Annotated in this window: 24 protein-coding genes; 8 read left to right on the forward strand and 16 right to left on the reverse strand. The window is 68.8% G+C overall.

Going from position 1 to position 23,762, the window contains the following annotated elements:
• Nucleotides 1–18: 18 nt before the first annotated feature.
• The 4 genes from pseG to H0B54_RS20925 form a co-directional block, all read right to left on the reverse strand.
• Entirely contained in the window at nucleotides 19–1,104 is a 1,086-nt protein-coding gene (gene pseG / locus H0B54_RS20910) for a UDP-2,4-diacetamido-2,4,6-trideoxy-beta-L-altropyranose hydrolase (RefSeq protein WP_188261930.1), read from the reverse strand.
• A 17-nt stretch (nucleotides 1,105–1,121) separates the two neighbouring features.
• The gene (locus H0B54_RS20915) at nucleotides 1,122–1,796 is read right to left on the reverse strand and encodes a hypothetical protein (RefSeq protein ID WP_094306391.1); all 675 of its coding nucleotides are present in this window, start codon (nucleotides 1,794–1,796) and stop codon (nucleotides 1,122–1,124) included.
• 71 nt (nucleotides 1,797–1,867) lie between these two features.
• Nucleotides 1,868–2,875, reverse strand: a complete 1,008-nt coding sequence (gene cydB / locus H0B54_RS20920) for a cytochrome d ubiquinol oxidase subunit II (RefSeq protein WP_188261931.1) — start codon at nucleotides 2,873–2,875, stop codon at nucleotides 1,868–1,870.
• Between the two features lie 5 nt (nucleotides 2,876–2,880).
• The gene (locus tag H0B54_RS20925; RefSeq protein ID WP_188261932.1) at nucleotides 2,881–4,290 is read right to left on the reverse strand and encodes a cytochrome ubiquinol oxidase subunit I; all 1,410 of its coding nucleotides are present in this window, start codon (nucleotides 4,288–4,290) and stop codon (nucleotides 2,881–2,883) included.
• A gap of 299 nt (nucleotides 4,291–4,589) precedes the next feature.
• Between H0B54_RS20925 and rpoH the strand changes: the two genes are divergently transcribed.
• Nucleotides 4,590–5,489 (forward strand): RNA polymerase sigma factor RpoH, encoded by a 900-nt coding sequence (gene rpoH, locus H0B54_RS20930; protein WP_094306394.1) that lies wholly within the window; start codon nucleotides 4,590–4,592, stop codon nucleotides 5,487–5,489.
• Nucleotides 5,490–5,709: 220 nt separating this feature from the next.
• On the opposite strand, the gene H0B54_RS20935 is transcribed toward rpoH, so the two are convergent.
• The 5 genes from H0B54_RS20935 to H0B54_RS20955 all read right to left on the reverse strand — a co-directional run bounded on the left by H0B54_RS20935 (nucleotide 5,710) and on the right by H0B54_RS20955 (nucleotide 10,121).
• Nucleotides 5,710–6,471 carry a DUF6969 family protein gene (locus H0B54_RS20935; protein ID WP_188261933.1) on the reverse strand — a complete coding sequence of 254 codons (762 nt, stop codon included), beginning with the start codon at nucleotides 6,469–6,471 and terminating at the stop codon, nucleotides 5,710–5,712.
• 81 nt (nucleotides 6,472–6,552) lie between these two features.
• Nucleotides 6,553–7,218 carry an ABC-type transport auxiliary lipoprotein family protein gene (locus tag H0B54_RS20940; protein ID WP_188261934.1) on the reverse strand — a complete coding sequence of 222 codons (666 nt, stop codon included), beginning with the start codon at nucleotides 7,216–7,218 and terminating at the stop codon, nucleotides 6,553–6,555.
• On the reverse strand, nucleotides 7,215–8,174 hold the full coding sequence (locus H0B54_RS20945; RefSeq protein ID WP_094306397.1) for an MlaD family protein: 960 nt from the start codon (nucleotides 8,172–8,174) through the stop codon (nucleotides 7,215–7,217). Before H0B54_RS20945 ends, H0B54_RS20940 begins: the two co-directional genes overlap by 4 nt.
• A gap of 9 nt (nucleotides 8,175–8,183) precedes the next feature.
• The gene (locus tag H0B54_RS20950) at nucleotides 8,184–8,978 is read right to left on the reverse strand and encodes an ABC transporter ATP-binding protein (RefSeq protein ID WP_094306398.1); all 795 of its coding nucleotides are present in this window, start codon (nucleotides 8,976–8,978) and stop codon (nucleotides 8,184–8,186) included.
• Between the two features lie 6 nt (nucleotides 8,979–8,984).
• Nucleotides 8,985–10,121 carry an MlaE family lipid ABC transporter permease subunit gene (locus H0B54_RS20955; RefSeq protein WP_246472659.1) on the reverse strand — a complete coding sequence of 379 codons (1,137 nt, stop codon included), beginning with the start codon at nucleotides 10,119–10,121 and terminating at the stop codon, nucleotides 8,985–8,987.
• A 199-nt stretch (nucleotides 10,122–10,320) separates the two neighbouring features.
• Here H0B54_RS20955 and H0B54_RS20960 point away from each other — a divergent pair, with 199 nt between their 5' ends.
• A complete protein-coding gene (locus H0B54_RS20960; RefSeq protein WP_035678983.1) occupies nucleotides 10,321–10,836 on the forward strand; it encodes an adenine phosphoribosyltransferase in 516 nt (171 codons plus the stop codon).
• Nucleotides 10,837–11,095: 259 nt separating this feature from the next.
• Nucleotides 11,096–12,772 (forward strand): CocE/NonD family hydrolase, encoded by a 1,677-nt coding sequence (locus tag H0B54_RS20965; protein WP_188261935.1) that lies wholly within the window; start codon nucleotides 11,096–11,098, stop codon nucleotides 12,770–12,772.
• A 12-nt stretch (nucleotides 12,773–12,784) separates the two neighbouring features.
• Here H0B54_RS20965 and H0B54_RS20970 read toward each other — a convergent pair whose 3' ends face one another.
• Nucleotides 12,785–13,597, reverse strand: a complete 813-nt coding sequence (locus H0B54_RS20970) for a Fic family protein (RefSeq protein WP_188261936.1) — start codon at nucleotides 13,595–13,597, stop codon at nucleotides 12,785–12,787.
• Between the two features lie 221 nt (nucleotides 13,598–13,818).
• Between H0B54_RS20970 and H0B54_RS20975 the strand changes: the two genes are divergently transcribed.
• A complete protein-coding gene (locus tag H0B54_RS20975) occupies nucleotides 13,819–14,241 on the forward strand; it encodes a bacteriohemerythrin (RefSeq protein ID WP_143272003.1) in 423 nt (140 codons plus the stop codon).
• Between the two features lie 70 nt (nucleotides 14,242–14,311).
• Here the strand turns inward: H0B54_RS20975 and H0B54_RS20980 are convergent, their stop codons facing one another.
• The gene (locus H0B54_RS20980; protein WP_188261937.1) at nucleotides 14,312–14,956 is read right to left on the reverse strand and encodes a BON domain-containing protein; all 645 of its coding nucleotides are present in this window, start codon (nucleotides 14,954–14,956) and stop codon (nucleotides 14,312–14,314) included.
• A gap of 207 nt (nucleotides 14,957–15,163) precedes the next feature.
• Complete coding sequence (locus H0B54_RS20985) at nucleotides 15,164–15,640, reverse strand: CYTH domain-containing protein (protein ID WP_188261938.1); 477 nt, start codon at nucleotides 15,638–15,640, stop codon at nucleotides 15,164–15,166.
• Nucleotides 15,641–15,839: 199 nt separating this feature from the next.
• Here H0B54_RS20985 and H0B54_RS20990 point away from each other — a divergent pair, with 199 nt between their 5' ends.
• Nucleotides 15,840–16,076: a hypothetical protein gene (locus tag H0B54_RS20990; RefSeq protein ID WP_188261939.1), complete on the forward strand. Its 237-nt coding sequence runs from the start codon at nucleotides 15,840–15,842 to the stop codon at nucleotides 16,074–16,076.
• Nucleotides 16,077–16,155: 79 nt separating this feature from the next.
• On the opposite strand, the gene H0B54_RS20995 is transcribed toward H0B54_RS20990, so the two are convergent.
• Together H0B54_RS20995 and H0B54_RS21000 are read right to left on the reverse strand one after the other, a co-directional pair.
• On the reverse strand, nucleotides 16,156–16,314 hold the full coding sequence (locus H0B54_RS20995; RefSeq protein ID WP_188261940.1) for a DUF3309 family protein: 159 nt from the start codon (nucleotides 16,312–16,314) through the stop codon (nucleotides 16,156–16,158).
• A 163-nt stretch (nucleotides 16,315–16,477) separates the two neighbouring features.
• The gene (locus tag H0B54_RS21000; protein ID WP_188261941.1) at nucleotides 16,478–18,145 is read right to left on the reverse strand and encodes a CorA family divalent cation transporter; all 1,668 of its coding nucleotides are present in this window, start codon (nucleotides 18,143–18,145) and stop codon (nucleotides 16,478–16,480) included.
• A gap of 189 nt (nucleotides 18,146–18,334) precedes the next feature.
• Here H0B54_RS21000 and H0B54_RS21005 point away from each other — a divergent pair, with 189 nt between their 5' ends.
• Nucleotides 18,335–19,012, forward strand: a complete 678-nt coding sequence (locus tag H0B54_RS21005) for a hypothetical protein (protein WP_188261942.1) — start codon at nucleotides 18,335–18,337, stop codon at nucleotides 19,010–19,012.
• Between the two features lie 185 nt (nucleotides 19,013–19,197).
• Entirely contained in the window at nucleotides 19,198–19,962 is a 765-nt protein-coding gene (locus tag H0B54_RS21010) for a metallophosphoesterase family protein (RefSeq protein ID WP_094306408.1), read from the forward strand.
• A gap of 4 nt (nucleotides 19,963–19,966) precedes the next feature.
• On the opposite strand, the gene H0B54_RS21015 is transcribed toward H0B54_RS21010, so the two are convergent.
• Entirely contained in the window at nucleotides 19,967–20,872 is a 906-nt protein-coding gene (locus tag H0B54_RS21015) for a LysR family transcriptional regulator (RefSeq protein WP_188261943.1), read from the reverse strand.
• Between the two features lie 135 nt (nucleotides 20,873–21,007).
• Here H0B54_RS21015 and H0B54_RS21020 point away from each other — a divergent pair, with 135 nt between their 5' ends.
• A complete protein-coding gene (locus H0B54_RS21020; RefSeq protein WP_188261944.1) occupies nucleotides 21,008–22,009 on the forward strand; it encodes an aldo/keto reductase in 1,002 nt (333 codons plus the stop codon).
• Nucleotides 22,010–22,121: 112 nt separating this feature from the next.
• Here the strand turns inward: H0B54_RS21020 and pyk are convergent, their stop codons facing one another.
• Nucleotides 22,122–23,540, reverse strand: a complete 1,419-nt coding sequence (pyk, locus tag H0B54_RS21025; protein WP_174438207.1) for a pyruvate kinase — start codon at nucleotides 23,538–23,540, stop codon at nucleotides 22,122–22,124.
• Nucleotides 23,541–23,762: the final 222 nt, after the last annotated feature.

Raw genomic sequence — 23,762 nt, forward strand, 5'->3', positions numbered from 1 at the left:
GCCCGACCACCATCGCCCTCACCCTCCCCTCTCCCCGGAGGGGAGAGGGTTAATGGGAGCGTCGGCGTTCGTGACGGCCTCCGCCAGCGCCTGCGCGATGCGCAAGGCGCCCCGGCCATCGACGATCCCGGCCAGCTTGCCCGCCATGGTCCGCCGCCGCGCCGGATCGGCCCAAAGCTCCAGCGCCATGTCAGCGATCCGCTCGGCCGCGCCTTCGGTCTGCCCAGCCACCAGGGCGCACCAGCCCAGGGCTTCCGACTGGCGGGCGGCCTCCAACTGGTTGTCGGCGATGGTGACGAGGACGGCGGGCGTGCCGATGGCCGCCAGCTCCCCCGTCGTGGTGCCCGCCGCCGAAACGGCCAGCCCGGCCTGCGCCATCAGGTGCCCCATGCGCGGCGTGTCGCGGTGCAGCCGCACGCTGTCTTTGAAACATCCCGCCGCGGCCTCCACCGCGGCCGCGTCGCGCACCGCCCCGCCGACCGCCACATCCAGCCAGACGCCGGGCGGCAGGCGGGGCGCGAGGCGTTCGATCACCGGAGCCGTCAGCCCCAGCGGGTCGGAGCCGCCGAAGGTGACCAGCAGGCCGCGGCGTTCCTCCAGCGGCGGCTTGGGCGCCGCCGCGGCCTCCCGCACCTCCCGCCGCAACGGCGCGTGGGCGGGGCCGAGCAGCAGCCGGGCGTCCGGGTTGCCCTTACGGTAAGGCAGCGACGCGGCGTCCGGCGCGGCGTTGACGATCAGTCGGGCGTGGATGGGCTCCCCCGATCCTGCGTCGTCGAAGGCCAGGATGCACAGCCCCGTACCGGCCAGTCCGGCCCGCCAGTCTTCCCCGAACCCGTAGCCGTCCAGCACGACGGCGGCAACACCGGCTTCCACCGCGATGGCGCGGGTCGCGGCAAGGTCGGCGGCGCTGCCAGGGGCGGCGTCGATCCGGTGCGTGGCCATGCCGGCAGCGTGCAGCCGCTCTTCCAAAGCCGGAGGCAGGCTCGCCACGGCGAACAGGGCGTCGCCGCCCAATTCCTGCACGGCTTCCGCCACGGCGAGGCAGCGCATGACATGCCCGGCCCCGATGGATGCCCCGGCGTCGGCGCGGAACAGCACCCTCATGCGCTGATTCCCGGAGCTCAATGCAGGGTCGGCGCGTTCGGCCCGGTGGGCCGCAGCCGCGTGCGGGCCGAGGACAGGCAGAAGGCGTGCCAGTAGAGCGCGATCAGGGCGCCCGGCAGGCTGTCCAGCTCATGGCCCGGCAGGGCGGTGATGCCCGCCGCGTGGGCCATGGCGGCGTTGGCGGCGTTGACGCTGTGCTGCGCCGCCGGACCGATCAGCGCCAGCGTCTCCGCCAGCGCGCGGGCGTCCAGGCGCAAGGTTGCCGGGGCGACGGTCACCTGGGCGGTCCCGTCGCGCAGGCGCCCGATGGCGATGTAGGCCTCCAGAAGGTCCGTCCGGTCCTCCGGGCGAATCACCGCGGCGATCACGCGGTTGCCGGTCAGCGGGCCGGTGCCGTCGAACTCGAACACCACGGCGCGTTCGTCCTGCCGGGCCTCGGCCAGGGCGGCGGCGCGCTCCCCGGCGGAGACTCCGGCCAGCCGCATCGCCTCCTCGAACATCTCGGGCCGCCCACCGCCCTCGGCGTGGACAACCAATGGCGCATCCATTGTCGCGGCGATGGCGAGACGGCGGGCCATGATGTTCACCGCCTCCTCCGACGCATCGTCCGGCATGGTGTCCTGCAGCAGTTCCGCGCCCTTGCGCAGCATCACCTCGGCGAAGCTGATGTCCGGGGCGGTGTCTGGGGTCATGGCGCGGTCTCCGTCGAAAGGGGTCGGCTGTTGTACGCCAGCGTTGGGCGGGTTCTCAATGATCGCCGCCATCAATGATAACCGATCGCGCCCGTCACCTTCCCGCGGAAAACCCAGTAGCTGTAGGCGGTGTAGATCAGGATTGTCGGAATCAGGAAAGCCATGCCGATCAGCAGGAAGACCTGGGTTTCCGGCGGGGCGGCCGCCTGCCACACGGTGATCCCCGGCGGTATCAGCACCGGCCACAGGCTGATCGCCAGCCCCAGATAGGACAGGGCGAACAGCCCCATGGCGAAGGCGAAGGGCAGCACCTCCCGCCCCTCGTCCAGCGCCCGCCACAGGCCGAAGGCGAGGAAGCCGACCATCAGCGGCACCGGCGACAGCAGCAGGATGTTGGGAACCGAGAACCAGCGCGCGGCGATGGAAGCGTCCAGGAAGGGCGTCCACAGGCTGACCGCCGCGACCAGAACCAGCACCACGATGAGGAGCCGTCGCGCCACACGGAAGCACCAGTCCTGCAGGATGCCGATGGTCCGCCAGATCAGCCACGTGCTTCCCAGCAGCGCGTAGCCGGCGATCAGCGCCACGCCGCAGAACAGGCTGAAGGGGGTCAGCCAGTCCAGCATGGTCCCGGCGAAGTTGCGTCCCTCCACCTCGATCCCTTGGATGAAGGAACCGAGAACCACCCCTTGCGCGAAGGTGGCGAGCAGCGAACCCAGGAAGAAGGCCTTGTTCCACAAATGGCGGCTGCTCCGCGCCTTGAAGCGGAATTCGAAGGCGACGCCGCGGAAGATCAGCGCGATCAGCATCACCAGCAGCGGCAGATACATCGCCGGCAGAACGACGGCGTAGGCGATGGGGAAGGCCGCGAACAGCCCCGCCCCGCCGAGGATCAGCCACGTCTCGTTGAAGTCCCAGACCGGCGCCACGGAGTTCATCATGACGTCCCGCGCCTCCTCGCTGGGGGCGAAGGGGTAGAGGATGCCGATGCCGAGGTCGAAGCCGTCCATCAGCACATACATGAAGACGGCGAAACCGACGATGGCGACCCAGGCGAGGGTCAGCAGGCTGCCTTCCATGGACGTCACTCCGCGGGTTCGATGGATTCGCCGGGCACCGACAGGGGCCGCTTCGGCTGGTGGCCCTGCGCCACCGCCGGAATCTCCAGATCCTCGTCGTTCAACCGCGACGGTCCGATGGTCAGCAGCCGGAACAGGTAATAGGTCCCGGCCCCATAGATGATGGCGTAGACCATCATGAACACGATCAGCGAGGTCAGCACCGCCCCGCCGGTCAAGGCTGGGGTCACAGCGTCCGCCGTGCGGATCATGCCGTAGACCACCCAGGGCTGGCGCCCGATCTCGGTGGTGAACCAGCCGGCCAGGATGGCGATGAAGCCCAGCGGCATGCAGCCGACCAGCAGCTTGTGAAACCAGTGCGGGCTGTAGAGCTTCCCGCGCACGCGCTGCACCAGATGGATCAGCGCCACCGTCAGCATGATCATGCCGATCGCCACCATGATGCGGAAGGTCCAGAACAGGATCTCCGGGTTGGGCCGGTCCTCCACCGGAAAATTCTTCAGGCCGGGGACCACCCCGTCCCACTCGTGGGTCAGAATCAGGCTGGAGAGGGCGGGAATGGCGATTTCCGCGTGGTTGGCCTCCGCCTCGTTGTCGGGGATGGCGAACAGGATCAGCGGCGCCCGCGCCCCGCCCTCCCAATGGCCCTCCATCGCGGCGATCTTGGCCGGCTGGTGTTCCAGCGTGTTCAGCCCGTGCAGATCGCCGAGGAAGATTTGCAAGGGTGCCAGGATGGTGATGAGCGCCAGCGACATGCTGAGCCCGACCCGCGCGTGCTCAAGGAAGCGGTTGCGCAGCAGGTAATAGGCGCTGATGCCGGCCACCACGAATCCGGTGGTCAGGAACATCGCCGTCAGCATGTGGGCCAGACGGTAGGGAAAGGACGGGTTGAACACCACCGCCCACCAGTCGGTGACGAAGAACCGCCCGTCGCGCAGTTCCGCCCCCGCCGGGGTGTGCATCCAGCTGTTCGCCGACAGAATCCAGAAGGAGGACAGCACCGTCCCGGTGGCCACCAGCACGGCCGCCATGAAATGGATGCCCCGCGGCACGCGGTCCCGCCCGAACAGCAGGATGCCGAGGAAGGCGGCCTCCAGGAAGAAGGCGGTCACCACCTCGTACTGGATCAGCGGACCCAGCACATTGCCGACGATGTCGGACCAGCGGCTCCAGTTCGTGCCGAACTGGTAGGTCATCACAATCCCGGACACCACGCCCATGCCGAAGGAGATGGCGAAGATCCGCGTCCAGAATTCCGACAGGCTGCGGTACAGGGCCTTGCCGGTGATCAGCCACCGCGCCTCCAGAACCGCGATCCAGCAGGCCAGCCCTACCGTAAAAGAGGGGAAAAGAATGTGAAAAGAAATCACGAAAGCGAACTGGATTCGCGACAGAAGCAGCGGATCGAGCTCCATGGCCGCGGTCCTCCGTTGACGGTCACAGGGCCGATTCCAGCCGGCCCGACCGACCCCAAACGCGGCCTGTCTCAGGGAGTTCCCGTTTTCCGGTTGCGGATACTTTCTTTCCCCCCACCCCTTGAACCGCGCCTGCGATCTCTTATTTCTAAGCTCTTGCCGACATCCACACAGTCACGGCCGGCCCTGGGCCACAGCCGATCCCACCCCGCTCCGATGGCCCCGCCGGCCAGCCGGGCCGGGGGCCATCGGTCCATTGCAGGGTGTTTCCCGAGGATGCCGGAATCAGGAGAAGCTCTTTGACGGAACTGGCAGTTTCTGGCGAACCCCTCACCCTCTTTCTAAAAGAAACCCGCAAGTACGACTACCTCACCCCTGAGCAGGAACGCGACCTCGCCATCCGCTGGCGGGAGCGGCAGGACCGCCGCGCCCTCGACAAGCTGATCGGCAGCCACCTCCGGCTCGTTTTCAAAATGGCCCGCGGCTATCAGGGCTACGGCCTGCCCCTGTCCGACCTGATCGCCGAGGGCAATGTCGGCGTCATGCAGGCGGCCCAGAAGTTCGACCCCGACAAGGGGTTCCGTTTCGCCACCTACGCCTCCTGGTGGATCAGGGCGGCGATCCAGGAATATGTGCTGCACAACTGGTCGCTGGTGAAGATCGGCACCACGGCGGCCCAGAAGAAGCTGTTCTTCAGCCTGCGCCGCTTGAAGGCGCAGTTGCAGGACGCCGAGAACGGCACCTTCGGCGGCGACCTGTCTCCGGAAGCGGTGGAGAGCATCGCGACGGAGCTGGACGTCTCCAAGGCCGACGTGATCGAGATGAACCGCCGGCTGGGCACCGACCGCTCGCTGAACGCCACCCTGGCCGAGGATGGCGACAGCGAATGGCTGGACCTTCTGGCGGACGAGAGCCCCGACCAGGAAGCGATCCTGGCCGGTGCGCAGGAGCGCAAGCGTCGCCAACAGTTCCTCAAGCTGGGGCTGGGCGTTCTGGACGACCGCGAGCGGCAGATCCTGGTGGCCCGCCGCCTGCGCGACGAGCCGCTGACGCTGGAGGAGCTGAGCCAGCACTTCCACGTCTCGCGCGAGCGCGTGCGCCAGCTCGAGGTGCGCGCCTTCGAGAAGGTCCAGAAGGCGGTGATGGCCCAGGCCCGGCAGGTTCCGGGCAGCACGGGCAAGGCGCTGCTGCCGGTGTGAGGAAAGCCCTCTCCCGTCCCGGGAGAGGGTGGCGCCGGAGGCGCCTCTCACGCTGGCTGAAAGCCAGCGCTGACGGCGACAGGCGGATGCCTCCGGCATCCGCTGAGAGCCGGGTGAGGGTCGCGCAAAGATCAAGCGCTGGCCCATTGCAGGCACCCTCACCCTTCCCACGCTGATGCGTGGGCCCCTTCCCTCTCCCGGGGCGGGAGAGGGTATTTCATCAAGGCGTGACGAAGCGCGGCGGTTCCGGCAGCACGGAGGACCGCCGCCGCACGCCGCGCAACGCGTGCTCCACCGCCGCGATCTGCTCCTCCACTGAGATCAGGATCTGCGAGGTAACCTCCAGCGCCCGATCCTCGTAGACCCAGCCCTCCGGATGCCGATCGCTCCAGGCGGCGACCGTCCGGTCGCGCTCGTGCAGCAGGCTGAGGATCTGCGGCCGGAACAGCCGCACCATCGCGGTGATCCAGCGGTTCGCCGGCCAGGACGGCCGAGCGTGGTCCACGGTGAAGCTGTCGAGCATGCGGATCACGTCGTCGGCCGCGTACCACGTCTCCCCCGTCACCCAACGGTTCGTCGTGAACAGGCGCACCGGCTGCCCCGCCACGTCCATGGCGATCCCCACCAGATGGGACAGCGCGTCGTTGGGGTTGTCCGGCTCCTCGTAATCCTTCAGCGGCACCGGCTCCATGCCCGGCGGCATGCCCAGCGGGCGCAGGAAGGTGTGGAAGTGCCCGTGCTCGCCGTCGGGCCGCTCGTCCTCGGGGTGGCAGTGGTAATAGTACTGGGCATGGTATTCGGCATCGTAGACGTCGCCCGGCGGGTAGTGCCGCCATTCGTAGAGCGTGCCGTGCCCGCGCAGAAGCTCCCCCACCACCGTGTCGCCGGTCTTGGCGAGCACGCGCTGGCACAGCCGGACCTCCCGCGCGGCCTCCGACATCGCCTGCAACTCGTCGCGCGAAAGCTCAGAAAGCTCCATCATCGGATGCTCTGTCCCGTCAGCCCCTGCCCTTCCTTGATCCCTATTACGTATGAGGCTTTGTACGCATAGCAAGCGCTTTCCTTAACGGGAAAGCGCCGAACCGACACGGCCGGAGTCCGTACGGAACACCGCCTCGCCCCGCCGCAGGGTCCAGTCCACCAGCGCGCCTTGCACCTGACCCAGCGCCGTGTTGAAGGCGGCGATCACGTCGGTGAAATCCGGCCCGCGCACCGGCACCACGGCGTCGAAGGTCTCGCCCGCCTCGATGGCCCGGTTGGGCATGGCGACCAGCTTGGCCGACAGCCGCACCCGCACCCGGCCCGGCGCCACGGCGCTGGCGTCACCGAATTCCGCCTGGAAATCACGCAGTTCCGTCTTCAACACGAAGTCGGAGCGCAGCCCCGCGGAATCCCGCCCGACCGAGACGATCCGCCGGCTGTCCTCGAAGGACTGGACGATCAGCCCCTGCACCATGTTCGGCGCCCGGTCGGCCCAGGACACCCCGGCGAAGTAATCGAGCGCGGTGGCGGAGCGGGTGACCGCGATGCGCGGCGTATCGATCCCGGCGCTGGCCGCCGGAGGCTCCACCAGCAATTGCCACCTTACCGGCGGCAACAGGGACTCCGCCACCTTTCCCGGCGTCAGCGTGTAGAGGCTGGGCGCGGTGGGGTTCAACGCCGCGCAGCCGGTCATCAGGCCGACCGCCAGCAGCGCCGCTCCCACTCCTTTCATCAAACGGCTCGTCATCGTCCACGCACCTCCACGCCCTGGCGGGTTCCGCCGAACAGGAAGTTCGACGGGTCGTTCTCGATCCGCGTCACGACCCGGGACAATTGCCCCGACAGGTCGCGCAACTGCGAGATCAGCAAGGTCAGTTCATACAGCCCGCCGCCGGTGAAGTCGCGCAGCGCCCCGCGGTTCTCCCCGATCATGGCGTTGAGCTGGTTGGCGGTCTTGTTCAGCGATCCGGCCAACGTGTGCAGGTCGCCCGTCAGCGTCTTGGTGCCGCTCTCCACCGCGGCCAGCGTGCGCTGCGCCTGCTCCATCGTCTGGCCGAGCTGCGGACCGACCGTCTCGAAGCCCTGGAGCGTCCGGTTGGCCTGGGCGAGCGTGCCGTCCAGCCCCTGGCTGGCGCGGGCCAGCTCGCCGGTCAACGTGCGGGTGTTGGCCAGGATTTCCGCGATGGCCGCCTGGTTCTGCGGGGTCAGCAGGTCCGCCACCCGGTTGGTCAGGTCCAGCGCGCGGTTCAGAAGCTGCGGGGCGGCGTCGACGAACACCGTCAGCGACGACGGGCGCGACGGGATCACCGGGATGCCGCCGTCATGCGCCGTGCGCAGAAGCTCGCTCATCTCCGTGCCGCCGGAAATCTGCACATAGGCGCCGCCGGTGATGCCCTGCACTTCCAGCGAGGCGATGGAGTCGGTCTTGATCGGCGTGCCTTCCTGAACCTCGATCCGCACGCGCACGCGGCTGACGTCGTTGGGGTCCAGGCGGATGTCGGTCGCCGTGCCCACGGGAATGCCGCGGTAGCGCACCGGGCTGCCCTCCTGAAGGCCGGTCACCGAGCCGGTGAAGTAGATGTAATAGGGCTGGCGCGTCTCCTCCAACTGGATCTTGGCGACCCAGACCGTGAAGACGAAGAGGCCGGCGAGCAAGGCCAACACGAAGCTGCCCACGAGGATGTAGCTGGTGCGGGTTTCCATGGCGTCCGGTCAGCTTTCTGCATGGCGCGCGGCGCGGCCGCGCGGTCCGTGGAAATAGTCGTGAATCCAGGGATGCGGGTCGCGGAGATGCTCCTCCAGCGTGCCCACGCGAATTTTCTTGTCGACCAGCACGGCGATGCGGTCGCAGATGGAGGTCAGGCTGTCCAGGTCGTGGGTGACCATGAAGACGGTCAGCCCCAGGCTGCGCTGCAGGTTGCGGATCAGCTGGTCGAAGGCGGCGGCACCGATGGGGTCCAGCCCGGCGGTCGGCTCGTCCAGGAACAGGATGTCGGGGTCGAGCGCCAGCGCGCGGGCCAGCCCGGCGCGCTTGATCATGCCGCCCGACAGCTCCGACGGGAACTTCGCCCCGGCGTTGGGCGGCAGGCCGGACATGGCGATCTTGACCCGCGCGATCTCCGCCGCCAGCGCTGCCGAGAGGTCGGTGTGCTCGCGCAGCGGCACCATGACGTTCTGCGCCACGGTCATGGAGCTGAACAGAGCGCCGTTCTGGAACAGCACGCCGGTGCGCGCCTGGAGCGCCACCCGCTCCGCCTCCGGAAGGTCGGCGGTGTCGCGGCCCAACAGCTCGATCCGGCCGTCCGCCGGGCGGATCAGGCCGAGGATCTCCTTCAGCAGGACCGACTTGCCGGTGCCGGACCCGCCGACGACGCCCAGCACCTCGCCCCGCCGCACGTCGAGGTCAAGCCCGTCATGGACCACCTGCGGGCCGAAGCGCGTGACCAGCCCGCGCACGCGGATCACCGCGTCCTGCGCATCCGGTTGTTTGTCGTCAAACGGCGCCACGGTCCCTCACAGCCGGAGGAAGGAGAACAGGACGGAGAACACCGCGTCCAGCACGATCACCAGGAAGATGGATTCCACCACCGACTTGGTGGTCAACGTGCCCACGCTCTCGGCGCTGCCGGAGACTTTCAGCCCCTCGTAGCAGCCGACCATGGCGATCACCAGCGCGAAGACCGGCGCCTTCACCAGTCCAACCAGGAAATGCGGCAGCGTGACGGCGCCGTGAAGCTGGCGGATGAACTGCCCGAAGGTGATGTCCAGCGTCGCGTAGCTCATCACGGCGCCGCCGAACAGCCCCATGATGTCGGCGTAGAAGGCCAGCAGCGGCAGGGTGATCATCAGGGCCAGCGCGCGCGGCACCACCAGAAGCTCCACCACGTCCAAGCCCAGCGTGCTGATGGCGTCCACCTCCTGGTTGACCTTCATGGTGCCGATCTGCGCGGTGAAGGCGGAGCCGGAGCGCCCCGCCACGATGATCGCGGTCATCAGGATGCCGATCTCGCGCAGGATGGACACGCCCAACAGGTTGACCACGAACAGCTCCGCCCCGAAGCGGCGCAGCTGGTCCGCCCCCTGGAAGGCCAGCACCACGCCGATCAGGAAGGACAGCAGCCCGAGGATCGGCAGGGCGTTCAGCCCGGTCTGCTCGATGTGGAACATCACCGAGCGGAAGCGCAGCCGCCGCGGATTGACGATCAGCCGCCCGAAGGTGATCGCGATGAGGCCGAGGAAGGACAGCAGGTCCCGCCCCTCGCGCAGCCCGTCGACGGCGGTGCGCCCGGTGCGCTCCAGCATATCGAGGATGGGGTGGTGCGTCTCCGCCCGCTCGACCGGCGGGGGGCCGACCTCGCGGACGGCGTCGAACAGGGCGGCGTGCTCGGGGCGGATGGCGGCCAGATCGACGCCGTGGCCCGCCGCCTTCAGCCGGTCGGACAGGGCGGACAGCAGATAGGCGCCCACCGTGTCCATGGCGTCCAGCCGCGACAGGTCGAGGCTGACCGCCCCGCCGCCGTCCAGCGCGAAGCGGTCGAGCGTGCCCGACAGGGACCCGGCGGCCTTCAAATCCCAATGGCCGAGAGCCGTCAGCAGCCATTCACCGTCGCCGGCGCGCGACGACTCCAACCACGCCCTTTCGCGCGCCATGCCCCGTCCTGCCCTTCCCATCCGGTGCCGCCATGCGGCGATGCTCATGCTTGTGGAGAGGAACTTGGCCGCAAGCCCCCCCGATGGTCAACCTCAAGCCGGGGAAAAACAGCCGCACAGCGGTGGTTTGCACGCGGAGGTCCGCCCCGATAGTATGACGCCGCCGTTGCACAGGAACCTTTTCACCATGCCGAACCCCATCGACCTGAAGAACCACATCCGCGGCATCGCCGACTTCCCCAAGCCCGGCATCCTCTTCTACGACATCTCCCCGCTGCTGGCTCACGCCGAGGCGTGGAAGGAAGCGGTGGACCAGTTGGCCGAGGCGCTGCGCCCGCACAAGCCCGAGCTGCTGGTGGGCATCGAATCCCGCGGCTTCCTGATCGCCGCGCCGCTGGCCCTGGCGCTCGGCACCGGCTTCATCATGGTGCGCAAGCACGGCAAGCTGCCCGGCGATAAGGTCGCCCATTCCTATGACCTGGAATACGGCACCGACACCATCGAGGTTCAGGCCGACGCCGTGAAGCCTGGCCAGCGCGTGGTCGTCCTGGACGATCTGCTGGCCACCGGCGGGACGATGGCCGCGGCGATCAGCCTGCTGCGCCGCGTCGGCGCCGACGTCCGCGCCGCCGCCTTCCTGGTCGAGCTGACCTTCCTCAATGGCCGGGACAAGCTGGACGTGCCCAGCGTCTCACTGATGAGCTACGATTCGTAAAAGCGCCTTCCGGAGAGGCGTCTGCCCATCCTTTAAGCACCCTCTCCCGACCCGGGAGAGGGTGGCGCCAACGGCGCCGGGTGAGGGTGCTGCCGAGGATCGGACACCGCCCCGTTGCCGATACCCTCACCCTTCCCGCGCGTTGCGCGGGTCCCTTCCCTCTCCCGGGGCGGGAGAGGGAACATCGCGACGGCAATGCGCCGGTCATGGCATAGCGCTTGCGAGTGTTGCCGGTCACTGTTGCTCGGCACGGCGCTCCATGACCCATATGGCCCCGGTGATTCTCGAACAGCCGCCCCTTCTGGCCGTCCGGCCTCCCGAAACCGTTTCCATGCGGACGCGCGACGGCTTGCGGCTCGACGCCGACCTCTACCGGCCCGACGGCGTTGGCCCCTGGCCCGTCCTATTGCTGCGTTTGGCCTGCGGGCGGCGCACGGCGATGACCAGCCATTACGCGCATCCGCGCTGGTACGCTGCCCGCGGCTATGTCGTCGTGGTGCAGGACGTGCGCGGGCGCGGCACGTCGGAGGGGCGGTTCCGTCCCTTCGAGGCGGAGCGCGAGGACGGCGCCGACGCGGTGGCCTGGGCGGCGTCCCTGCCCGGCTCCAACGGTACGGTCGGCATGTATGGCAGCGGCTACGCCGGGATGGCTCAGCTTCTGGCCCTGGCCGAGCGGCCCGCCGCGCTGCGCGCCGTGGTTCCAGCGCTGGCCGGCTGGGACGTCTTCACCGACTGGGCGACGGAGGGCGGCGCCTTCCGGCTGGCCGACGCGATGGACTGGGCGTTGCGCTGCGCGGCGGAATCCGCCCGCCGGCTGGAGGATGGCGCGGCCTACCGCGCGCTCCTGGAGGCGATCCGAAGCCTGCCGCTGGACGACGAGATCCCGTCCCGCCCACGGGTGCTGCGGGACTACGCGCGCCATTGCCATTACGACGACTGGCTGACCACGCCCGGCCCGGGTGGAAGTTGGGACGGGCTGTCGCCCCGGCACGCCTTACCCGGCGGCGTCGGGGAAGTCTCCGTGCTTCAGGTCGGCGGCTGGTACGACCCGCGTCTGACCGGCACGCTGGCGGCGCACGAGGCCCTGTCCGCCGGCAGCGACGGCACCGTCCGCCTGCTGGTCGGCCCGTGGGACCGCCACGGGGTGGCGGCCCGTGCCGGGCTCGACAGCTTGAAGCCGACCGATGTGCCGTCCTTCGACACCCTGCAACTGGGTTGGTTCGAGCGTTTCCTGAAGGGGGAGATGAACGGGGCGGAGCGCGGCGGCCCGATCCGCCTGTTCGACGTTCTGGAACGCCGCTGGCGCGACCTGCCGGCCATGCCGCCCGCCGCACACCCGCTGCACCTGTCGAGCGACGGCCTCGCCACGCGGCACGGCGGCGGCGCCCTGCGCGAGGGCGCGCCGGACGAGGCGTTCCTCGACGTGCTGGTCCATGACCCGCGCGATCCGGTGCCCACCGTGGGCGGCCACGCCGTGCCGGACGCCGGGCCGCGCGACCGCGCCGCCGTCGACGCCCGTCCCGACGTGGCAGTCTATGACACCGCTCCGCTCACGGCGCCGCTGACGCTGTCCGGTCTGGCCGCCCTGGAAATCTGGGTGGAGGCGGACGCGCCGTCCTTCGACGTCAGCGCCGTCCTCTCCGCCGTGCTGCCCGATGGGCGCGTCCTGCCGCTCAGCCAGGGCCACGCGCGGGTGGAGCCGGGCGGCGAACAGCGCCCCATGCCGGTGGCCCTTCGCGCCCTCTGCGCGACCCTGCCCGCCGGAAGCGCGCTGCGTCTCAGCCTCGCCGGGTCCTGCTTCCCGGCCTACCCGGTCAATCCGGGGACGGGGGCGGAGCCGGGCGAAACCCGGCTGGTGGACGCGCAGCCGATCACCCTGCTCATCCACGGCGGCGGCGCCCGCCCGTCGCGCCTGCTGCTGCCGGTCCAAGCCTGACCGTCAGCCCCATCAGGGACGCCGGCCATAGCCCTCGTCATGCTCATGGTCGCCGCCGAAGCCGTGCTCGTCCTCGTCAGCCGGCTCGAAATCGCGAAGGGCGCGGGCGGCGCTGCGCAGGCACAGGTTCAGGCTGCGGTCGAGCAGGCGCATCATCAGGTCGCGGAACGGCGTCTTGTCGCCGAGCGACCAGGCGCGCTCCACCATCGCGGCGTACATCTCGCGATCCTCGTCCGTGACCACCACCGGAGGGAAGCCGGCACGGTTCAGGATCAGGTTGCACAGCAGAAGCGCGGTCGCGGCGTTGCCCTGGAAGAAGGGGCGGACGCTCATCAGCCGGTGATGCGCCTCGAAGGCGGCCTCCGGCCCCGCTTCCGTCCGGCGCAGCCAGCCCGACAGCGCCGACATCGACACCCGCACCTTGGCCGGATCAGGGGAGGCGCCGGCGTCGTCCTTCAACGCGCCGTCCCGGTAGCGCCCGGCATTCGTGTCGATCCCCTGATACAGCACACCGTGGAAGGCGGCGATGGTGCGCTCCGTCACCACCCCGCCGCCCTGGAAGGACAGGCGGGCCATCAGCTCCAGCGCGGCGCGGTGGTTGAGCACGAGGCGCTGCGGCTCGGCCGGACGGCTGCGCAGAACCGCGCCGCGGTCCAGCACCATGCGGATGTCCTCAGGGGACAACTCCACTCCCTCCACGAGGAGGCAGGCGGTGGTCAGGCCGCGCTCGAAACGGTCGGCCAGATCGCGGACCACCGTCAACGGCATCGGCCGGGCGTCGTCCAGAACCCGCTTCTTCTCCAGAATATCGTCCAGCAGCGCCATCGTCCCGAACTCCGCAGATCCCTTGCATTTTCATAATGCCTGGACGGCGCGCGGGGAAGCACATCCTTTGCCGGCCCACAAGCTCAACAGGGTGCGTTGCAACCTCCGGCCTGCGGTTTTTTGCCGCTTGTGCCGCCGCGGTTGCCGGTTTTAACATCGCAATACAAGATTTCCGCGCCCTCTATACTCGCCTGCCCCGGTCCTCTGGAAGGATTGATCCGATGCAACATGTTGCCTGGGATAAATCGATGAGCGTCGGCGTCGAAGTCCTCGACGACGACCACAGGAAATTGCTCGACATGTTCAACCGGCTACTGCAGGCCGGCATCGCGGAGAAGGACCGCTCCAGCCTGTCCGGACTGCTGGGGGGCTTGCAGGAATACACCACCGTGCATTTCACGCGGGAGGAGGCGCTGATGGAGCAACAGGGCTATCCCGGCCTCGACGCCCACCGGGCCGCACACCGCTACTTCATCGACGAGGTGCACAAGCTGTCGCTGGACGATGACGACAGCAACGAGATGATGCTGCGCATCGACCTGATCCTGCTCCTGAAGGAGTGGTTCATCGAACACATCCAGTCGGTGGACAAGCAGTACAGCCCCTTCATGGCCGAAGACACCGGCAACGCCGCCGCCCATTGAGCGGACGCGCGAACGCCCCCGCTCCGACCGGCGCGAGGGCGCTTCGTCAGCGCTCAGCGGCAGCACCCAATCAAAAAGCCATGGTACCGCCCGGTTCACGAAGGCGCAGATTGTTCTGGACGTGACGGACGCCGGAGACGGCGTCGGCCAGATCCTCGGCGCGGCGCTTCGCCATGCGGTCGTCCACCGTGCCGTCCAACGTGACCTCCCCGCCCGATACGGACACCGTGATGTCGGTGGCGTCGAGATAGGGGTCCTCCGTCAGCCGGTCGTTCAGATCGTCGCGGATTCGCTCGTCCGACCGGGTGTAGCCCCGTGGGCCGCGCCCTCGGAACTGGGCGCGCCGCTCGTCCTCCTCGCGGCGGCGTTCGGCGTCGTCGTTGCCGAACCAGGAGGCAACCTCGTCACCCGCCTGCTCCCAGAAGTTGCGCTCCCGCGCCATGCCGACGGGTTCGTCGCGATAGCGCTCGTTGTGGATCCGGTCATCCCGCATGCGGTCGTCCCGATGCCATCCGCGCTCGGCATGGCCCCAGTCGCTGCCCCAGCGGCGGCTGGGATCGCGCCCGCCGGAACCGCCGCTTTCGTAGTCACTCCGGGTGTAACCGCCTGCGCCGTAGGCGCCGCGCCCAAATTCGTTGCGTTCGCGGACGTCGCGACGGTCGTCTTCGTCCACGTTGCGGGCTTCGTCCTTCCACCGGTTTTCGTGTTGAGCCATCCTGCCAGACTCCCGTTCGCCGTTGCCCGCCGCCCGTCCGGACGGCCCCTTTTCAACAGAACGGCGCTGGGCTGCGTTCCCCTTTCGGCGCATCGCCGGAGTTTCCGCACCATCTGGCACACGGATTGCTGCATTGCACACAGTCATCCACGCAGCCTTGGCCCCGGTCCCCCTTCGGACCGGGGCTTTTTTTCACCGAGAGGAGGATCAGGCCGCGCTGACCCGGCGGCGGATCGGGCTGCGCGACAGGGCGGAGTTGCTGTAGGCCGCCCGGTGCGTGATCTCCGCTCCCACCCAATCGGGAAGCGGAACGACTTGGTCAGGATGGGACAGTTCGACTTCGGCGATCACCAGACCGGCGTTCTCGCCACCGAACACGTCGATTTCCCAGCAGAGACCGTGGTGGGGGATGAGGTAACGGGTCTTCTCGATCAGGCCGCCACGGCAACTGTGGCGCAGCAGACCGAGGGCGAGGTCGAGGGGGAGCGGATGTTCGACCTCTTCGCGGCACAGGCCGCGGCGGGGGCCTTTGACCGTCAACATGGCATCCGGGCCCGCCACCCGGACCCGCACCGTTCGGCCATCGTCGGAGGGCAGATAGCCCTGGACGATGGACAGCCCGTTTCGGCACAAGGGACGGACGTCTCTCCGGACCAGAAACCGCCGCTCGATCTCAACCGCCATGATATCCGCCTTTCGGCATATCGGACGCCGTTGAGGATAATCGCCCACTCCGATGCGGCGCAACCATGCCTCATACGCATGAAGTCCATTCCTGCGTTGCGGTATTACCATTTGGACACATCATCGGACAAGCGCCCACGACGCAGTTCCCGTCGCTCCGTGGTGGGAGCGGCCACCCGTTCTGGGGTAGCATGCCGCCATGGCACAAGACCTCGCACCCTGGCTGATCCTGTTCGCCGTCTACGGCGCGCCTCTCCTTCATGTGATGCTGTCGCGGCGTGGCGGTCCTTGGCGTCCGCCGCCCGGCACACGCTGCCCCTTCGGTCCGCGGGCCGGCTGGGTGGTGATGGTGCTGATCCTCGGGCCGATCGGCTGGCTGATGTTCGTCATGCGCAACGGGCGCCGTTCCCGTCCCGGCCGCAGCCCCGGAGCGTGACGCCCAAGGGCCGGTGGCGGAACGGGAACGGCGCCCGTGCGCTGGCTTGCCGGGATGGGTTGCCGGGATGGCTCGCCCGTCAGATTCGGCCCATCAGCAGAAGCACGATGAGGATCAGCAGCAGCACGCCGAGGATACCGCTGGGGCCATAGCCCCAACCGCGGCTGTGCGGCCAGGCCGGAACCGCGCCGATTAGAACGAGAATCAAAATGATGAGCAGAATGGTGCCGATGCTCATGGCGTCCTCCCAAATGTGGAGCTTTCGCTGACAAGAACGCGAGCTTGGCCGGCTGGTTCCTGCTTCCCGCCTGTTCTTTGGCGCCCACCATCTCCATTCGGGGCAGGGGCGCCCTACCCTTCCGGCGTTTCTTCGAAAAAGGGTTTCATCTGCCGCCCCCGGTTCAGACAGGTGGTCCGGCATGGCGACTCGGGCGCTCCCACACCTTCGTCAGCAGCGCCAGCTTGCTCCGCCCCGGCAGGCGTTCGTCCGACAGGGCTTCCAGAAAATCGGCCAGACGCTTGGACCGCATCACGCTGAAGGCGATCAGTCCGACCGTCGCCAGCAGGACGAACAGGAAGAACAGGATCCGCTCCGGCAGCGGGTCCTCGGCCATGGCGAGCAGATTCATGCCAAGGAAGCCGGTGACCAGCGTTCCGATGGTGCTGACCACCGTGACCACGGTCAGCCGCAGCACCGTGTTGGCCTGCCGCCGCAGCCCGTCGCTGTCCAGATAATCCGACATGTCCTGAACCTCGTCCCGTACCTCGGCGTAGAGGCGGTCGGTGCCGAGATGCCCGGCCCACAGGCGGAACAGGTCGCTCAGCGGCCCCTGGATCGACAGCTCATGGAACCAGTAGCGGTGGGTGAAGCGCAGGAAGATCTCGAACACCTGCCGGATGTCCCGCTTGAACCGCTTCACCGATTCCACGGTCCCGATGTCGAGTTGGCTGACCGCTAGCACCAGCCGGTCGGACAGCATCACCAGCGCCGCCCGGTGGAAATGCACAACCAGCCCCAGCAGGAAATACTGGTGCCGGAACTGCCCTAGCAGACCGGTTTCCGCGTCGGTGAAGAAGGGGTCGCCCTCCGGCCCCACCATGACCAGCGAATGGCCGCAGCATAGGATGCGGCTGCGCGTCCAGGCACCGGGCGCCCGCGGGTCCCAATAGCGGTCGTAGCAGTAGCGCTGCTCGAAGCCCTCCAGGAACGCGGGTGCGAAGGGCATCACCTCCCCCGGCTTCGGCCCCAGCCCGGGCGATGTGGCGAAACCCAGCCGCACCCAGTCCGCCCGCTCCAGCCGTTCCGGATCGTCCAGCGACAGATAGGCCATGGCCGGCATCCGCTGATACTCGAGCTGGCGGTAGCGCAGCAGCCCGATCTCCTCCGAATGGTGATGGACCAGCGGGCGCAGAAGGAACGACCAGTGGGCGGCGATGCGCGGCGCCCGGTGACGGCACACGAAGGACAGATAGTCCGCCTTCCGCTCATAGTCGGAGACGGCGAGCACGGCGCCATCGGCACCGATCCATTCGACGCGGTGCGGGCATTGCGCGGCGCTGCCATCCGGCTCCCAGGCGGGCGGGTAGGTGCGGCCCAACCGGAACAGCGTGTCCTGCACGCGGTCGAGCGGCAGATCCTCGCCGAACAGCTCCACGACGAGGATCGCCACATCGACGTCGTGGAAGAAGTGCAGATCGACATGGGCGATGCCGAAGCGGAGCGGCGCCTGCCCCCGCCGCAGGGTGACCGTCAGCGCCGCCACATCGCGCCGCCGGAAGACGCGGATCGGAGAACCGCCATAGCCGGGCTGTTGGTCGCGCGACTCCCCCTCGCCATAGAGGAAGCGCTGCACATAGGGCAGGAAGGACACGAACTCGCTGTAATGGCGCTCGCTGAACTGGCCGGGGTCCTGGGTGAACTCGTCCGCCACCTCCTGCCAGGGACAGTCCGGCCCGCCCAGCCATTCCCAATGGTTCTGGATCTGTGCGCCCGCCTTCAGCGGCATCAACTGCACCGGCCACAGCAGGATTTCGCGAAACCGGCGCACGCGGATCGGGCTCTCGTCCATGGCCCCTCCCCCTTGTCCTTCTTTTCCCACATCCTAGCAGAGTCCGGACCGGCGAAAACGCGGCACCAAGGTGGGATTGCCGGGCGTTCGCGCCATCCCAATCGATGCGGACCATTAACCAGGACGAAAGCCCGGCCCTGGTAGCGTCCCCCCGTTCAGATCATGCGCCGAAGGAGGGTTCATTTGCCAATGACGCGCCGGATCGGGCTGTTCCTTTTGGTGGCCGGACTGGGAACGGCCACGTCCGCCCTGGCCGTGGAGGCCCCCGTCTCCGACACCGTCTGCGCCGGAGAGGGCGCAGGGCAGCGCTGCACCGTGTCCGCCGTCCAGCCCTTCGCCGACAACCGGGGCGGCCTCGGCGAACTGAGCATCAGCGCGGTGCGCGACGCGGCCTGCACGTCCCTCTACATCGTGTTCGACGAGCCCATCGCGCTTGCCCGCCCCGTCACCCTGACGGTGGACGGCGCGCCGTCGCAGCGTTTCTACACGCCGCGGCAGCTTTCCGACCTCGCCAACGCGCTTGATGATGGACCGCAGACCGGCACCGGGCCGGAAGCTGGTCCGCCTGAGTTCACCCGCTTCCTGACCCAGGTGGCCGAGCGCGCCATCGCCGACGAGGACGCCGGGCCTGAGATGCTGAGGCGCTTCGCCGCGATCAAGGAGCCGCGGCGCATCGGCCTGACCTGCGGCCCGATGGAGCGCCTGATGCCGCTGATCCGCTCGGATCGCCCGTTGCGGCTGGAGTTTCAGAGGCAGGCGAACAGCGCGACCCAGGTCTATCACTGGCCGCGGCTCGACCGGCGGACCGTGGAGTTCCGGCTGGGCGGCCTGCTGGAGGCGCTGGACCGGGCCATGCCGGGCTCCTGACCGCGCCGACCGGGGTAACCATTCCAGCCTCTTGACGTTGCCCGTCCATGCTGATCGGAGTCCATCGCTGTGGATGAATCGGTTGGGGCGGTCCGGGCAAGCGGGTGTCCGACTTGAGAGCGCGCGCCGTCATCCCCATCCTGTCAAGGCAGGACCCACCCATCGAGGACGGAGGAGAGCGGAGCGTGTTCGGCTTTGCGCGCAAACTGTGGTCGGACCCGGAACCCGCCGCGAGCCTTGTGCCGCGGGGCGTGCGCGTCTACGCGGTGGGCGACATCCACGGGCGCCTGGATTTGCTGGACCAGTTGCTGGTGCAGATCGACCGGGACGCGACGAGCGGCGCCGACCTCGTCAAGTATCTGGTCTTTCTCGGCGACTATGTGGACCGCGGGCCGGATTCCGCCATGGTCATCGAACGGCTGTGCCGGGAGCCGCTGCCCGGCTTCGGCGCCATCCATCTGCGCGGCAACCACGAAGCCGCGATGATGGACTTCATCGAGAAGCCGGAGACCGGGCCGGACTGGCTGGAGTATGGCGGGCGGGCGACGCTGGCCAGCTACGGCGTTCCGGCTCCCGTCGAGGACGCCCCGCCGGAGCATGTGGCGGAGGCGCGTCAGCGCTTCGCCGCGGCCCTGCCGCCCCATCACCGGGCCTTCCTCGCCGGGCTGCGCTCCAGCGTCGCCATCGGCGACTATCTGTTCGTCCATGCCGGCATCCGCCCTGGCCTGCCGCTGCACCGCCAGAGGGACGAGGATCTGCTGTGGATCCGGCGGGAGTTCCTGACCTCCCACCTCGACCATGGCAAGGTCATCGTGCACGGCCACACCATCGTCGAGCAGCCGGACGTCCGGTCCAACCGCATCGGCATTGACACCGGCGCCTACGCCTCCAACCGGCTGACCGCGCTCGTCCTGGAGGGCGGGGAACGCCGCTTCCTCTGCACCGTCTGACACCCTATGGCGCAGCCTGCCGGCGCCAGTCCCTGAGAAAGTCGAGGAAGGCGCGCAGCGACGCCGGGGGCTGGCGGCGCGAGGGGTAGTAAAGGAAGGGGCCGGGAAAGCTCTGGCTCCAGTCCTCCAGCACGGCGACGAGGCGGCCGGCGGCAATGTGTTCCCGCACATACTCGTCGAAGGTCATCAGGAACCCCAACCCGTCCAGCGCCGCGCGGAGTTGAATGCCGGTGTGCCCGGCGTGAAACGGTCCGCCGGGTTGAATGCGCACGATGCGCCCATCCTTCTCGAACTCCCAGGGCGGGTGGGCGCCGCTGGCGTAGACGGTGGAGACGCTCGGCTTGCCCAGCAGGTCCTCGGGCCGCTCCGGCACTCCGAAACGGTCGAGCACGGACGGCGCCGCGCACAGCACGAAGCGCTGCGGCGGGCCGAGCGGCACCGCGATCATGTCCTGCGCCAGATGTTCCTCGTAGCGCACGCCCGCGTCGTAGCCCTGCGCCACGATGTCGATCAGGGCAATGTCCACGGTGATTTCCAGTTCCACATCCGGAAACCGGGTCAGGAAGGGCGTGACCATCGGGGCCAGCACGAGATCCACCGCCGGGGCCGGCGCGTTGATGCGCAGCCGCCCCGCCGGACGCCCCTGGCGCTCCCGCAGGTCCGACAGGGCGCCGGCCACCTCGCCCAGCGCCGGTTCCAGCCGGCGGAGAAGCTGCTCCCCGGCCTCGGTCGGGGCGACGCTGCGGGTCGTGCGGTTCAGCAGGCGGACGCCGAGATGCTCCTCCAGTTCCCGCATCCGCTGGCTGAGGCTGGAGAGGGAGACGCGCTGCTCCAGCGCCGCGCGGCGGAAGCTGCGATGGCGGGCGACGGCGGCGAAGGCTTGCAGGTCGCGCAGGTCGGTGTCGTCCATCCCGAATTCCGATTGTTCGATTCAGTGAACAGCCCGTTCGGCATTGTCCAGCTTATCGGATCAATGCCGCCGGGTCATCATCCTGGGCAAGGCGGCGTTCGAACGGCGCCGCGACGGACGGAGAGGATCAGGACCATGGAACAGCGCACGCTTGGGGCCGCCGGCCCCGCCAGCTCGGTCATCGGTCTCGGCTGCATGGGCATGTCGGACTTCTACGGCCCCGCCGACCAGGAGGAGAGCATTGCCACGATCCACGCGGCGCTCGACGCCGGGATCACGCTGCTCGACACCGGCGACTTCTACGGCATGGGGCACAACGAGCTGCTCATCCGCGACGCCCTGCGCGGGCACGACCGTGACAAGCTGCTGATCAGCGTGAAGTTCGGCGCCCTGCGCGACCCGCAGATGGGCTGGAACGGCTATGACTCCCGCCCGGCGGCGGTGAAGAACTTCCTGACCTACTCGCTGCGCCGGCTGGGGGTGGACCACATCGACATCTACCGCCCGGCGCGGCTCGACCCGAGCGTTCCCATCGAGGACACGGTCGGCGCCATGGCCGACATGGTCAAGGCTGGCTACATCCGCCACATCGGCCTGTCGGAGGTCGGTCCGGAGACCATCCGCCGCGCCGCCGCGGTGCACCCGATCAGCGACCTGCAGATCGAATATTCCCTGATCTCCCGCGGGATCGAAGAGGCCATTCTGCCCACCTGCCGGGAGCTTGGCATCGCCGTCACCGCCTACGGCGTGCTGTCGCGCGGCCTGATCAGCGGTCACTGGAGCAAGGACCGGACGGGCCAGGATTTCCGCAGCCGCAGCCCGCGCTTCCAGGGCGAGAATCTCGACCGGAATCTGGCGCTGGTCGAGCGTTTGCGGGACATCGCCCAGCGCATCGGCGGTTCGGTCGCCCAGGTCGCCATCGCCTGGGTGGCGGCGCAGGGCCGTGACATCGTCCCGCTGGTCGGCGCCCGCCGCCGCGACCGTCTGGCCGAGGCGCTGGGCGCCCTGGACCTCACCCTGTCGGCGGAGGATCTGGCGCAACTGGCCGAAGCCCTGCCGCCCGGCGCCGCGGCGGGCGAGCGCTACCCGGAGGCGCAGCTCGTTCACATGGACAGCGAGACGTACAGGCGGCGCTGACCCTTGCCCCCACCCCGGCCCTCCCCCGCTGACGCAGGGGAGGGAGATTTGTCCCCTCCCCTGCGAAGCGGGGGAGGGTTAGGGAGGGGGCACCGTTGCCGCCGCCCGCGCCTTACCCCTCGACCTGCACCACGCGCAGGTTGTTGGTGGTCCCTGCCTGCGCGAATGGAATGCCGGCCACCACGACCATCTGGTCGTTGGGCTTCGCGAAGCCCTCTTCCTTGGCGAAGCCCAGCGCCCGCTCCACCATCTCCTCATAGGTGTGGATGTCGGCGGACAGGACGCTGTGCGCGCCCCAGAGCAGGGACAGGCGGCGCGACACCGCGGCGTGCGGCGTGATCGCCAGGATCGGCACCGCCGGACGGCGCCGGGCGATGCGCGCCGCCGTGGTGCCGCTGGAGGTGTAGGCGACGATGGTCGATGCGTGGATCACCTCGGCCAGATCGGCGGCGGCGGCGGCCACCGCGTGGGGCGCGGTCTGCTCCTCGCCGGGGTCCGAGGCGTCGATGATCGAGCGGTAGAGCTTGTGCTGCTCCGTGCTGCGGATGATGCGGTCCATCATCTCCACGGCCTCCACCGGGAAGGCGCCGCTGGCCGATTCCGCCGACAGCATCACCGCGTCGGCGCCGTCATAGATGGCGGTCGCCACATCCGACGCCTCGGCCCGCGTCGGGGTCGGCGCGTTGACCATGGAATCGAGCATCTGCGTCGCCACGATCACCGGCTTTACGGCGAGGCGGCAGGCGCGCACCAGCTCCTTCTGGCGGCCAGGCACCTCCTCGTGCGGGATCTCGACGCCCAGGTCGCCGCGGGCGACCATGACGGAATCCGAGAGGCGGATGATGTCGTCGATGCGGTCGAGCGCCGCCGGCTTCTCGATCTTCGACATCAGCCCGGCGCGGTCGCCGATCAGCCCGCGGGCCTCCAGCAGGTCCGCCGGCTTCTGCACGAAGGACATCGCCACCCAGTCGACGCCCAGTTCCAGCCCGAAGGCGAGGTCGACGCGGTCCTTGGCGGTCAGGGGCGACAGCTCCAGCACCGTGTCGGGCAGGTTGACGCCCTTGCGGTTGGAGATGGTCCCGCCGATCACCACCTTGGCGTCGATGTAGTCGTCGCCCAGCCCGGTCACGGCGACGCGCACGCGCCCGTCGTCGATCAGCAGATTGTGGCCCGGCATCACCGCGGCGAAGATTTCCGGATGGGGCAGCGGGATCGCGGTCTTGTCGCCGTCGGCACCGGACAGGACGAAGCGGATCGATTCGCCGGCGGCGACGGTGATCTTGCCGTCACGGATGGTGCCGACGCGGATCTTCGGTCCCTGCAGGTCCTGAAGGATGCCGATGGGACGGCCCATCTCGGCCTCCAGCGCGCGGATGGCGGCGTGGACCTTGGCGTGATCCTCGTGCGTTCCATGGCTGAAATTCAGGCGGAAGGTATCGACGCCGGCCAGGAACAGCCGCTTCAGCATCTCGGGCGTGTTGCTGGCGGGGCCGACCGTGGCAACGATCTTCGCGCGGCGGTGACGACGCATATAGTTTCGGCCTCTCGGGCCGCCTCCTTGGTGGAGTGTCGGACGGCAGGCATGCCGGTGGGGAACCGGGCGGCCATGGAACCGCCCGGCTGCCGTTCAGATTGGTGGGTGACGGCCCGCTGACAACCACCACGCCTGCAATAATGACCCGGCTGTGGCGGAGCCGCCGCCGCCGGACCGGTTTCCGTGTCCGTTCGCACCCTCAATCATCACCGATCCGTC

This window comes from Azospirillum tabaci, from assembly GCF_014596085.1.
Taxonomy (GTDB): Bacteria; Pseudomonadota; Alphaproteobacteria; order Azospirillales; family Azospirillaceae; genus Azospirillum; species Azospirillum tabaci.